Below are 12,974 nucleotides of genomic sequence, written 5' to 3'. Positions count from 1 at the left end.
TGGGAGGATTTTTACTTTGCAGAACGACATTAAAGAAGTTTTATACAGCGAAGAGCAGATTGGTGCAAAGGTGAAGGAGCTAGGCGCGCAGCTTAGCGTCGACTTCGAGGGGCGCAATCCGCTCGTTATTTGCGTCCTCAAAGGCGCGTTTATTTTTATGTCCGATTTGGTAAAAGCCATTACCGTGCCGCTTGAGATCGATTTTATGGCGGTTTCGAGCTACGGAGCGTCCACCAAATCCTCCGGCGTCGTCAAGATCATCAAAGATTTGGACGTGTCGGTCGAAGGACGAGATGTACTTATTGTCGAGGATATTATCGACAGCGGTCTTACCCTGAGTTATTTGATTGACGTGCTGGAGCATCGCGGCACGAAGTCGGTGACAGTCGTTACGCTGTTCGACAAGCCGGCTCGCCGCACGGTCGATCTGCAGCCGCATTATAAAGGCTTTACTCTGCCCGACGAGTTCGTCGTCGGCTATGGTTTGGACTATGCGGAGAAATACCGCAATCTTCCTTATATCGGTATTTTGAAGCCGCAGGTTTACGAGAAGTAATGACGCCAGAGCCGTACATGTCCACCCTCCTTTAGCCTCTATTGTGATGGAAAGTCATGCTATGGTAAAATGTTTAAAGCGTCTGAGAGGAGGTAGGGGATGAATCGGATCATCCGAAATACTGGTTTTTATTTAATCATCTTTTTGGTTACCGTTGGCGTTTTCCAATATATTAGCGGACAAGGGGACTCCGCCAAGCCTCTTAGATACGATCAGTTTCGCGAGATCGTCGAGTCTGGGAATGTAGCGGAAATCACAGCGAAGTATGATGATCAAACGTATTACATTACGGGTAAATATAAAGAAAAGCCGGCAGGAGCAGAGAGTGATACGTTCACATCTCGCATCAGCATCAATGCCGGCGGGCAGCTGGAAGATTGGGAGAAGCAATACGGCTTCGACTATACGGTTAAGCCGATGGACACCCCGAGCTTCTGGGTCACATTCCTGACGTCGATTATTCCGTTCGTGCTGCTCATCGTGCTGTTCTTCTTCCTAATGAATCAGGCGCAGGGCGGCGGCGGCAAAGTGATGAACTTCGGCAAGAGCCGCGCTCGTCTCTACAACGAAGAGAAGAAGAAGGTTACCTTCGAGGACGTTGCGGGGGCGGACGAAGAGAAGCAGGAGCTCGTGGAGGTCGTCGACTTCCTGAAGGATCCTCGCAAGTTCAACCTTGTCGGCGCGCGTATTCCGAAGGGCGTATTGCTAGTCGGTCCTCCGGGTACCGGTAAAACGCTCTTGGCCCGCGCAGTAGCAGGCGAAGCCGGCGTTCCGTTCTTCAGCATCTCAGGCTCCGACTTCGTCGAGATGTTCGTCGGCGTCGGCGCATCCCGCGTGCGCGACTTGTTCGAGAACGCGAAGAAGAACGCGCCTTGTATTATCTTTATCGACGAGATCGACGCGGTCGGCCGCCAGCGCGGCGCCGGACTTGGCGGCGGTCACGACGAGCGCGAGCAGACGCTCAACCAGATGCTGGTTGAGATGGACGGCTTCGGCTCGAACGAGGGCATTATTATTATCGCGGCAACCAACCGCGCGGACATTCTCGACCCGGCGCTCCTCCGTCCTGGCCGCTTCGACCGTCAGATTACGGTTGACCGTCCGGACGTGAAGGGCCGTGAAGCGGTACTGAAGGTGCATGCGCGCAACAAGCCGCTTACTTCCGAAGTGAAGCTGGACGTCATCGCAAGACGCACGACAGGCTTCAGCGGCGCGGATCTCGAGAACTTGCTCAACGAAGCGGCGCTCCTTGCGGCCCGCCGTAACAAGAAAGAGATCAATATGGTGGACATCGACGACGCGATTGACCGCGTCATCGTAGGCACCGAGAAGAAGAGCCGCGTGATCAGCGATCGCGAGAAGAAAATCGTCGCGTATCATGAGGCTGGACACACGATCGCAGGCTACTTCTTGGAGCATGCCGACCAAGTGCATAAAGTAACGATCATTCCTCGCGGCCGCGCAGGCGGATACGTGATCATGCTTCCGAAGGAAGACCGGATGCTCGTAACGAAGCAAGAGCTGTTGGATAAAGTAACAGGTCTCCTTGCCGGACGCGTAGCCGAAGAAATTTACATCGGCGAGATCGGCACGGGCGCTTACAGCGACTTTAAGCAAGCGACAGGCATCGTGCGCAGCATGATTATGGAGTACGGGATGAGCGACAGGCTCGGACCGATGCAGTTCGGCAACTCGCAAGGCCAAGTCTTCCTTGGCCGCGACCTGGGCCACGAGCCGAATTACTCTGACGCCATCGCGTACGAGATCGACCAAGAAATGCAGTCGATTATTAATGCTTGCTACGACAGAGCGAAGAAGCTCCTGACGGAGAAGAGCAGGGAGATGCATCTGATCGCCCAGACGCTTCTGAAAGAAGAGACGCTGGAGCTCGAGCAGATCAAGAACCTGATCGAGGGAGGCACGTTGACCGGAGAAGGCGGCACGCCGGAAGGCGAAGGCTCATCTTCAGCGGAATCAACGGCTGAGCCGATTATCGATGAGATTGGCGATGTGAAGGTTCGGATTCAACCTCGCGACGAGGAGGATGCTCGCAACGCGACAGCTCCGAAGGATAACGCAGGTCAAGAACCCGAAGATCCAGACAAGACGTAATGAATTCCACCGTCCCGCTGCTCCGTTTGGAGCGGCGGGACGTTTCGTGTGTTTGTTGGACAAGTTCTTTATCACATAAACGTGACACAGCATTGGCATATTAATGTAATGGAAACTCACATAATTTCATTGACGGAAATTTTTTTGTAACTATTTTGTAACTATAATGAAATAATAGCAGCTAGGAACAGCAATACTGTAGGAGTAAGGCTGTTCACGCTTTTCGATGCTACACCATAATTCATTAGAAGAAGGGGAGTAAAGAAGCATGAAAAAGTCTTTTAGCTTTATGCTCATGCTGATCGTTGCGGTTACGCTTGTTCTGTCCGCTTGCGGACAAGACAAGAACACCAACAACGGCGGTTCTGCTAACACGAATCAAGGCGCCGGCGAAGAGGTTAAATCCGACGGAAGCGGCGAAGGCTTCAAAATCGGCATGGTTACCGACGTTGGCGGCGTTAACGACAAATCGTTTAACCAAAGCGCATGGGAAGCGCTGGACCGTCTGAAGGACGAGACAGGCGCTGAAACCAAGTTCCTCGAAAGTAAAGGCGAGGCCGACATGGAGCCGAACCTGAACAGCTTCGTTAAAGAAGGCTATAACCTGACTTGGGGTATCGGCATGCTGTTCGAAGACGCAATGGCTAAGGTTGCGAAGGAGAACCCAGATTCCAAGCTGGCTGTTATTGACGCAGTGGTAGATGCGCCTAACGTTGCTTCCGTAACATTCGCTGAACACGAAGGCTCCTACCTGGTTGGCGTTGTTGCAGGTCTTATGACGAAATCCAATAAAATCGGCTTTGTAGGCGGTATGGAAATTCCGGTTATTACAAGGTTCGAGAAGGGCTTCGAAGCAGGCGTGAAGGCTGTGAATCCAGACGCTACCGTATCGATTAATTACGCGGGCGATTTCGGTAAGCCTGACCTCGGCAAGAGCATTGCGGCTACGATGTACAATGCCGGCGTAGACATCATCTTCCACGCTTCCGGCGGCACAGGCAACGGCGTGTTCAACGAAGCGATCGAGCGTAAGAAAAACGGTGAGAACGTATGGGTTATCGGCGTTGACAAAGACCAATCCCTGGAGTTCGGCGACGAAGTTACATTGACTTCGATGATGAAGGGTGTAGACGCGGCTGTAACGAAGGTTTCCAAAGATCTGATCGCTGGACAGTTCCCTGGCGGTACAGTAACCGTGCTGGGTCTGAAGGACAATGCGGTAGGTCTGCCTGAGACGTCCACGAAGAACGTTCCGGCTGACGTGCTGGCGAAGGTTGATGAGTATAAGCAAAAAATCATCAACGGTGAAATTACAGTACCGACTGAATAAGATGGTTGGATTGGAATCACGATAAAGCAAGGCAGCAAGGGTCACAGAGGCAAGACCGGCATGAGCCGGTCTTGTCCTGTTTCATGTTCGGACAAGTAACCAACAAAGTTGATCCCGGGAGATGATGAAGGCATGGATCAGAGCGGGGCGGTCGTACAGCTAAAGGGTATTACGAAGCGTTTTCCAGGGCTGGTGGCCAACGATTCCATCAACTTCGAGCTGAAGAAGGGCGAGATTCATGCTCTGCTCGGCGAGAACGGCGCTGGCAAATCTACACTCATGAATATTTTGTTCGGTCTGTATCAGCCGGACGAGGGCGAAATTTGGATTAACGGCAAACAGACGGTAATTGACGGCGCGTCAAAAGCGATTGAGCTGGGCATCGGCATGGTGCATCAGCATTTTAAGCTCGTGCAGCCGTTCACGGTTGCGGAAAACATTGTGCTTGGCAATGAACCTAAAAAAGGCATGACTATTGATTATAAGCTCGCGAATCAGAAGGTAAAAGAGATCTCGGAGCGTTATGGACTGAAAGTAGATCCGCAAATGCGGATTCAAGATATAACGGTAGGCATGCAGCAGCGGGTTGAAATTTTGAAAACGTTATACCGCGGCGCAGAGATTCTAATATTTGACGAGCCGACAGCGGTGCTAACGGTTCAAGAAATCGATGAACTGATCGAGATTATTCGAAACTTAGCGGCTGAGGGCAAATCGATTATTATCATTACGCATAAGCTTAGAGAAGTGATGGCGATCTCCAATTCGGTTACGGTTATCCGCCGCGGCAAAGTCATCCGCACGGTCAAAACGAGCGAAACGAACGAGCGCCAGCTGGCTGAGCTGATGGTCGGCCGGGATGTTAACTTTAAGGTGGAGAAGACGAAGCAGCAAGCGGGAGAGGTCGTTTTGTCCGTCGATAACCTGCGTATGAAAGGCGAGCAAAGCAAAATGGCGCTGGACGGCACTAGCTTTCATGTGCGGGCTGGTGAAATTTTCGGCATTGCCGGAGTAGACGGGAACGGACAGAGCGAGCTGATCTATGCCATTACGGGCATGCGTAAAGTACAAGGCGGTAAAGTGACCTTGAACGGCCGCGATATTACGAACGAGTCGCCGCGGAATATTTCGACCGCCGGGGTCGGCCATATTCCGGAGGACCGTCATAAGCATGGACTGGTGCTGGACTTTTCTCTTAGCGAAAATATGATTTTGAACACGTATTTTAAACCGGAGTACGGGAAATCCGGCTTTATCGATTATAAGGCGATGGATGAGCTGGCAAACAGGCTGGTCAAGGAATTCGACGTTCGCGCTTCCGGTATTCATACCCATGCAAGAGGGCTGTCCGGCGGTAACCAGCAGAAGGCGATCATTGCGCGGGAAATTAACAAAGACCCCGATTTGATCATTGCGGTACAGCCGACTCGCGGTCTCGACATCGGCGCGATCGAATTCGTGCACAAACGCCTTGTCGACGCGCGAAACGAAGGCAAAGCGGTATTGCTTGTCTCCTTCGAGCTGGATGAGCTTTATGCGTTATCCGACCGTATTGCCGTTATGTACGAAGGCAAGCTGGTCGGCGAAGTGGACGCGGAGCATCGCGACGACGAACAGCTTGGACTGTTAATGGCCGGCAATGCCGAACAACGACAAGCGGGAGGAGAGGGCTAGCCGATATGGAAACTTTCAAAAAAATCTTTAACACATCGCTGCTTGTGCCGATTGTCTCGATCCTGCTCGGTCTGATTGTCGGCGCGATCGCCATGCTTTCCGGGGGATATGACCCTCTGCTCGCTTATCAATCGCTGTTCGAACGCGTCATCGGCAGTCCATACCATATGGGGGAGACGGTTCGCGCCATAACGCCGCTGATTTTCACCGGACTTGCGGTGGCTTTTGCATTCCGGACGGGGCTCTTCAATATTGGTGTCGAAGGCCAATTCGTTATGGGCATGACCGGCGCAACGATCGTCGGCGTCGTGTTCGATCTGCCATGGTATATCCATGGCCCGCTTGCCATTATCGTAGGCGCCGTTTTCGGCGGTTTATGGGCAGCTTTGGCCGGCTACTTAAAGGCGGCGCGGGGCGTAAACGAGGTGATCTCCTCGATTATGCTGAACTGGACAGCCCTGTATCTGGCTAACTATATCGTGTCTTCCTTCTTGTCGGAGCCGGGTCAGCAAAAGTCGAAGCCGGTTCACGAATCGGCTTTTATGAGCATCGATTGGCTCGTTAAGCTGACCGATAACGCAAGAATGCATTGGGGAACGCTGCTGGCGCTGATTTGCGTCGTACTCTTCTACATCATTCTGTGGCGAACGAAGCAAGGGTATGAGCTTCGCGCGGTCGGCCACAATCCGGACGCGGCTTTGTATGCGGGGATGAACGTGAATAGAACCGTTGTGAAGTCGATGTTCATCAGCGGTCTGTTCGCAGGACTTGGCGGCGTGTTCGAGGTGCTTGGCGTATTCGGCAACCAGACGATTATGGCGGCTTCGCCGGGCTACGGCTTTGACGGTATCGCGGTTGCTCTGCTGGGAGGCAATACGCCAATCGGCGTACTGCTGGGCGCTATTTTGTTCGGCGGACTCAGCTACGGCTCGGGAGGCATGAGCTTCGGCGCTGGCGTTCCATCGGAAATCGTGCGGATCGTTATCGGTTCGGTTATATTCTTCGTAGCGGCACATGGCATCGTTAAGTTTATTTTGAAGCCGTTCATGAGCAAACGTGCCGACAAGCGGAAGGAGGCGGCGTAGAATGGAAGAATTGGGTCAGCTTATAAATGTCACGCTGGTCTTCTCGACCGCGCTGATCTTTGCCGCGCTTGGCGGAATGTTCTCGGAGAGATCGGGCGTCGTGAACATCGGTCTGGAGGGTCTCATGGTATCCGGAGCGTTTGCGGCGGCGGTCGGCGCCGATTATGCGGCGCAAGCGGGCCTTGGCGGCTTATCGCCATGGATGGGATTGCTCGCGGCGTTAGTGTGCGGCGTTCTGGTGTCCCTCCTTCACGCGGTGGCAACGATCACGTTTAAGTCGGATCAGACGGTCGTAGGCGTCGTTATCAACATTTTGGCGCTTGGCGGCGCGATCTATTTTACCCGCGGCTTATATGAAGGATCGGCTCAAACGCCTCAATTGCAAGAGGTTTTCTCAAAAATTTCGATTCCGTTCCTTTCCGATATTCCGGTCATTGGAGAGGGTTTCTTCCACGCCTATCCGACAACTTATATCGTAATCGCACTCGTGATCATAAGCGCGTTTGTATTGTTTAAGACGCCGTTCGGTTTGCGTCTTCGTTCGGTAGGCGAGCACCCTAGCTCCGCCGATACAGTGGGCATTAACGTAGCGAAGTATCGTTATATCGGCGTCATGCTGAGCGGCGCGCTTGCCGGTCTTGGCGGCGCGACGATTACGCTGACGACAACCAGCAGCTTCGCGCATAACACCATTTCCGGCCAAGGCTTTATTGCGCTGGCAGCGCTGATCTTCGGCAAATGGAATCCTTACGGTCTCACTGGCGCGGCCTTTTTCTTCGGTTTCGCCCAAGCGCTCCGTACTTTCGCTCAGCAAAATTTCGATTGGGCGCGGGAGATTCCGACGGAGTTTTTCTACATGCTGCCATACGTGCTGACGCTAGTCGTTCTTGTAGCGGCTGTCGGCAAATCGCGCGCGCCTTCCGCACTCGGGGAACCGTACGACCCGGCAAAGCGTTAGCGGTTTAATTTAATGCTCGGTTCAAGTCAACCATCGCAGCTTTATCCGTTGCCTTCTTCGGCAAGCGGGTGGGGCGCGATGGTTTTTTTTGTTTGCTGCTTAGATGGTGCGCGTTGGACCGGCTGTAATGGTGGAAAACACCATTGAGGGGTTGGATGGCGGTGGTTGGGCGGCTGTAACGGTGAAAAGCACCATTGCAAGGCGGTATTGAGCCGTTTCGGTAGCTGTAATGGCGAAAAACACCATTGCAGGGCGGAAGGATGCGATTGAGGTAGCTGTAATGGCGAAAAACACCGTTGCAGGTTGGGATGGAGCTGGCTGGGCGGCCGTAACGGTGGAAAACACCACTGCAGGGCGGCATGAACCGTTTCGGTAGCTGTAATGGTGGAAAACACCGCTGCAGGTTGGGATGGAGCTGGTTGAGCGGCTGTAACGGTGAAAAATACCATTGCAGGGCGGAAGGATGCGGATTAAGTAGCTGTAGTGGTGAAAAACACCGTTGCAGGTTGGGATGGAGCTGGTTGGGCGGCTGTAACGGCGAAAAACACCATTGCAAGGCGGAAGGATGCGGTTGAAGTAGCTGTAACGGTGGAAAAGACCGTTGCAGGGTGGGATGGCGGTGGTTGGGTGGCTGTAATGGCGAAAAACACCATTGCAGGGCGGAAGGATGCGGTTGGAGTAGCTGTAACGGCATAAAATACCCTTGCAGGGCGAGGCGGAGCTCGCTGGGCAGCTGTGAACGGCAGTCTCTCCGTGCTCATGGCGAAAATGACATTTACCATTTTCTCATAAAAAGCGCAAGCATCCATTGACAGACCTAACTGCCAAGTGTAAATTAAATCTTAATCAAATGAATTAACCCTTTTTGGTTCAAACTATAGGTAAGCGACTTGCCGACTTTGTGCATCATTTCACAAAGTCAAATCTAGTCGCTTTATGCCGCATAACGGAATGGGTTCGGGGGCTTATTGCAACTTAACCTATCCCTCATAAGAGGAGTGGATCATTGTGGAGGCACTGGCACTGGAACGCAAGGCGGAGCAGAACCGTGAGCTTCGTGAACGGCTAATGCAGTTGAAGAAAGAGCGTAATGCCATCATACTTGCACATTATTATCAGCGGGACGAAATTCAGGAAGTGGCGGATTTCCGCGGCGACTCCTTCTTGCTCGCACAAAAAGCGGCGCAGACGGATGCGGAGGTTATCGTATTTTGCGGCGTTCATTTTATGGGGGAGAGCGCCAAAATTTTGGCTCCGAACAAAACGGTTATTATCCCCGACGAACGCGCGGGCTGCCCAATGGCGGACATGGTGAACGTGGACGGTCTTCGCAAGCTGAAGGCGCAGCACCCGAACGCGAAGGTTGTTACCTACATTAACTCGTCGGCCGAGATCAAAGCGGAGACGGATATTTGCTGTACATCCGCGAACGCGGTGAAGGTCGTCAACTCCGTTGAGGGAGACGAAGTGATCTGGGTGCCGGACAAAAACCTGGGCCACTACGTGCAGCAGCATACCGATAAGAAAATGATCATCTGGGAAGGCTACTGCAACACGCACGACATGCTGACGGTCAAGGACGTCGAGGAGATGAAGGCGAAGTATCCGAACGCGCAGTTCGTCGTCCATCCGGAATGCCGTCCGGAGGTTGTGGAGCTGGGGGATTTTGTAGGAAGCACAACGGCTATCATAAAATATTGCAAGGAATCCGACTGCCAGGAGTTTATCGTCGGTACGGAGGATGGCACAGGCTATCAGCTGAGACTCGACAGCCCGAACAAGACGTTCCATTTCGCGTCGAAATATTTGGTTTGTCCGAATATGAAGGTGAACAATTTGAAGAAGCTCGTCAAAGCGCTAGAGACGATGCAGCCTCAGATCTATGTTCCGCCTGCAGTCGCGGACAAAGCCCGTATGTCATTGGAGCGCATGCTGCAGGTGAAGTAGCATGCGCTGCTCCTTTACCGCGGGATACGTGAGTGAACAAATTGGAGGACCGCCATGATTCCTAGATATTTGGTCGACGTGGAGCTGGATAAGCTGCCCGTTCTGGATAAAGATGTAATCGTTATAGGGGCCGGCATTGCCGGTCTTTTTACGGCTATACGGGCAAGTGAGAAGCATTCCGTCCTTATGATTACAAAAAAATCGCTGCTCGACAGCAATACCAGGTACGCGCAAGGCGGCATCGCGGCCGTTATTTCCGATGAGGACTCCTTCGAATATCATCTTCAGGACACATTAATTGCAGGGGCCGGACTCTGCGATCGCGAAGCGGTGGACGTGCTGGTCCATGAAGGACCGAAGGGCGTGCGCAGCTTGATCAAGATGGGAACGCAGTTCGATCAGGAGAACGGCGAATTCGCTCTCACCAAGGAAGGCGCGCACAGCCAGCGGCGCATCCTGCATGCGAACGGAGATGCCACCGGCTTTGAAATCGTCCGCGCGTTGTCCGAAACGGCGGTGGCGAATCCGAAGATTGAGGTGTGGGACGATCATTTTGTCATCGATTTGGTGACGCAGGACGGAGAATGCTGCGGCGCCATCGTCCAGAAGCAGAACGGAGAGCGCTTATTCGTGCGCGGCAAAGCGACGATTCTCTGCTCCGGCGGAGCTGGGCAGCTCTATCGTTATACGACGAATCCGGAGGTGGCGACCGGCGACGGCGTCGCGATGGCATATCGCGCGGGCGCGTTCATAAGGGACTCGGAATTTATCCAGTTCCATCCGACAGCGCTTTGTTATCCGGGAGCGCCGAGATTCCTCATCTCGGAAGCCGTACGCGGCGAAGGCGCGATTCTCCGCAACATCAAAGGCGAGCGCTTCATGGAGCGTTACCACGAGCAGCTGGAGCTTGCGCCGCGCGACATCGTCGCCCGCGCCATCGTCAGCGAGATGGAGGAGACGAAATCGACCTTCGTCTATATCGATATTACGCATGAGTCGCCGGAGATGGTGAAGCACCGTTTTCCAACGATCTACGAAACCTGCTTGCGATACGGTCTCGATCTGACCACGGACTGGATTCCGGTTGCGCCGGCGATGCACTATATGATGGGCGGCGTGAGAACCGACTTGAACGGCGAGACGAATATTAAAAGGCTGTTCGCTTGCGGCGAAGTCTCTTCGACCGGCGTGCACGGCGCGAACCGTCTGGCGAGCAATTCCTTGTCCGAGGCGATCGTGTTCGGCCGCCGAATCGTGAAACGGATCGAAGAGCTGCCGGAGCTCGAGGCCGCGCCTCACATTGAGATTGAGCTGGAGAGAAGCAGCGCGCCGATTCAGGCAGTTGTGGAGCGGAGGCTGAAGCTGCAGAAGGTCATGGTCCGGTACGCGGGGCTGAAGCGAAGCGAAGCGGGACTGAAGAAGGGGCTGGAGGAGCTGAAGCGGCAGCTGCCGATTTTTCAGTCTATTCTGACGGAGCGGGAAGAATATGAATTCGCGAATTTGCTGACCTGCGCAATGCTGACGACGGAAGCGGCGCTGCAGCGCGAGGAAAGCCGGGGAGCGCATTACCGGGAGGATTTCCCTGCGCGCGACGACGCGAATTGGAGGAAGCATACGGTGCTGCACCGGACACAAGGAATAACCGAGGAGCGGATTGAAGATGTTTGAGTGGACGACTGGCGGTTACGACGAGGCGCTGCGCGCCCAGATCAAAGGCTGGCTGGCGGAGGATATCGGAAGCGGCGACATTACGACCGAGACGACTATTAAGCGCGGCTCGCGTTCGAAGGCTGTCATTCATGTCAAAGAAAACGGCGTTATTGCGGGCATTCCAGTGGCCAAGCTTGTTTTTCACGTGGTGGATCCGGAGCTGGAATTCCGTTCTTTTGCCGAGGATGGCGACTCCGTAACCAAAGGAACGGTTATTATAGAAGTAGAGGGCAGTACGCACAGCATTTTGACAGGCGAGCGTTTGGCGCTGAACCTGATGCAGCGGATGTCCGGCATCGCGACGAAGACGAAGGCTTTTGTCGACGCGCTGCAAGGGCTGCCCGTACGGCTGGTGGACACGCGCAAGACGACGCCGGGACATCGGATGCTTGAGAAATACGCGGTTCGCGTGGGCGGCGGAGCCAATCATCGGTTCGGTCTATATGATGCGGTCATGATCAAGGACAATCATATCAAAGGCGCGGGCGGCATTGCGGAAGCGGTGACGTCAGCGCGGAAGCAGATCCCGCATACGATGAAAATAGAGGTGGAGACGGAGTCGCTCTCGCAGGTGGAGGAAGCGCTTGTATGCGGCGCGGACATCATTATGCTGGACAATATGCCGCATGACATGATGAAGGAAGCCGTTGCGATGGTGAAGGCGAAATCGCCTCATGTAATCGTGGAAGCATCGGGCGGCGTTACGCTGTCGACCATTCACGGCATCGCATCCTGCGGTGTAGACGTGATCTCCGTAGGCGGCCTCACTTACTCGTTCCAAGCGCTCGACATCAGTCTGGACTTGAACGAGAAGAAGGAGGTTGGACGCGGATGATCCTTGTAATCGACGTAGGCAATACGAATATTGTGCTCGGCATCTATAAGGGCAAGGAGCTGCTCCACCATTGGCGCCTCAGCACCAATCGTTCCGCAACCGTAGACGAGTACGGCATGAATATACATAATTTGTTCAGCTACGCGGGACTGAAGATGGAGAAGGTGGAGGGCGTCATTATCTCCTCCGTCGTGCCGCCGCTGATGCGGACGCTCGAGCAGCTATGCTTGAAGTATGTGCGCAAAAGCCCAATCGTTGTTGGTCCCGGCGTAAAGACGGGGCTTAATATTCGTTACGAAAATCCAAGAGAAGTGGGAGCAGACCGTATCGTCAACTCGGTAGCGGGCATCGAGAAGTACGGCATGCCGCTTATTGTCGTCGACTTCGGAACGGCGACAACCTTCGATTATATTGACGCCGGGGGCAATTATTTGGGCGGGGCGATCGTGCCGGGCATCGGCATCTCGACGGAAGCCCTGTATCAAAGAGCGGCGAAGCTGCCGCGCATCGAGCTGGCGAAGCCGAAAAGCGTCATAGGACGCAATCCGGTGACTTCGATGCAGGCAGGGATTATTTTTGGCTATGCGGGGCAAGTTGACGGTATTGTAAATCGCATTAGAGCCGAGTTCGGCGTAAATCCACGCGTGATCGCAACGGGAGGACTGGCGGAGTTAATCGCTGCCGAATCGGAAACGATAGAGGAAGTCGATCCGCTGCTGACGCTCGAAGGCCTGCGGCTCATTTATGAACGCAATCAGGAGGGTTAA

General features: G+C 53.9%; 11 protein-coding genes. All 11 read left to right on the top strand.

The features are described 5' to 3' along the window. Nucleotides 1-16: 16 nt before the first annotated feature. The 11 genes from hpt (at nucleotide 17) to D3P08_RS23060 (ending at nucleotide 12,974) form a co-directional block, all read left to right on the top strand. The gene (gene hpt / locus D3P08_RS23110) at nucleotides 17-556 is read left to right on the top strand and encodes a hypoxanthine phosphoribosyltransferase (protein ID WP_119602498.1); all 540 of its coding nucleotides are present in this window, start codon (nucleotides 17-19) and stop codon (nucleotides 554-556) included. Between the two features lie 99 nt (nucleotides 557-655). Beyond that, nucleotides 656-2,668: an ATP-dependent zinc metalloprotease FtsH gene (gene ftsH / locus D3P08_RS23105; RefSeq protein WP_119602497.1), complete on the top strand. Its 2,013-nt coding sequence runs from the start codon at nucleotides 656-658 to the stop codon at nucleotides 2,666-2,668. 268 nt (nucleotides 2,669-2,936) lie between these two features. Next, a complete protein-coding gene (locus D3P08_RS23100; protein ID WP_119602496.1) occupies nucleotides 2,937-3,998 on the top strand; it encodes a BMP family lipoprotein in 1,062 nt (353 codons plus the stop codon). A 132-nt stretch (nucleotides 3,999-4,130) separates the two neighbouring features. Then, nucleotides 4,131-5,672 (top strand): ABC transporter ATP-binding protein, encoded by a 1,542-nt coding sequence (locus D3P08_RS23095; RefSeq protein ID WP_119602495.1) that lies wholly within the window; start codon nucleotides 4,131-4,133, stop codon nucleotides 5,670-5,672. 5 nt (nucleotides 5,673-5,677) lie between these two features. Beyond that, nucleotides 5,678-6,757: an ABC transporter permease gene (locus tag D3P08_RS23090; RefSeq protein ID WP_119602494.1), complete on the top strand. Its 1,080-nt coding sequence runs from the start codon at nucleotides 5,678-5,680 to the stop codon at nucleotides 6,755-6,757. Between the two features lies 1 nt (nucleotide 6,758). Next, on the top strand, nucleotides 6,759-7,715 hold the full coding sequence (locus D3P08_RS23085) for an ABC transporter permease (RefSeq protein WP_119602493.1): 957 nt from the start codon (nucleotides 6,759-6,761) through the stop codon (nucleotides 7,713-7,715). A gap of 486 nt (nucleotides 7,716-8,201) precedes the next feature. Further along, on the top strand, nucleotides 8,202-8,411 hold the full coding sequence (locus tag D3P08_RS23080; protein ID WP_147381842.1) for a hypothetical protein: 210 nt from the start codon (nucleotides 8,202-8,204) through the stop codon (nucleotides 8,409-8,411). A 312-nt stretch (nucleotides 8,412-8,723) separates the two neighbouring features. Beyond that, entirely contained in the window at nucleotides 8,724-9,662 is a 939-nt protein-coding gene (nadA, locus tag D3P08_RS23075; protein ID WP_119602491.1) for a quinolinate synthase NadA, read from the top strand. 54 nt (nucleotides 9,663-9,716) lie between these two features. Next, entirely contained in the window at nucleotides 9,717-11,330 is a 1,614-nt protein-coding gene (nadB, locus tag D3P08_RS23070) for an L-aspartate oxidase (RefSeq protein ID WP_119602490.1), read from the top strand. Beyond that, entirely contained in the window at nucleotides 11,323-12,207 is an 885-nt protein-coding gene (nadC, locus tag D3P08_RS23065) for a carboxylating nicotinate-nucleotide diphosphorylase (RefSeq protein WP_119602489.1), read from the top strand. The genes nadB and nadC overlap by 8 nt, the downstream gene beginning before the upstream one ends. Continuing rightward, nucleotides 12,204-12,974, top strand: a complete 771-nt coding sequence (locus D3P08_RS23060; RefSeq protein ID WP_119602488.1) for a type III pantothenate kinase — start codon at nucleotides 12,204-12,206, stop codon at nucleotides 12,972-12,974. The genes nadC and D3P08_RS23060 overlap by 4 nt, the downstream gene beginning before the upstream one ends.

The sequence above is a fragment of the Paenibacillus nanensis genome, from assembly GCF_003583765.1.
GTDB classification, from domain to species: Bacteria; Bacillota; Bacilli; order Paenibacillales; family Paenibacillaceae; genus Pristimantibacillus; species Pristimantibacillus nanensis.
The sequence above is the reverse complement of the archived record's forward strand: the minus strand, read 5'-3'. Positions and strand labels throughout refer to the sequence as shown.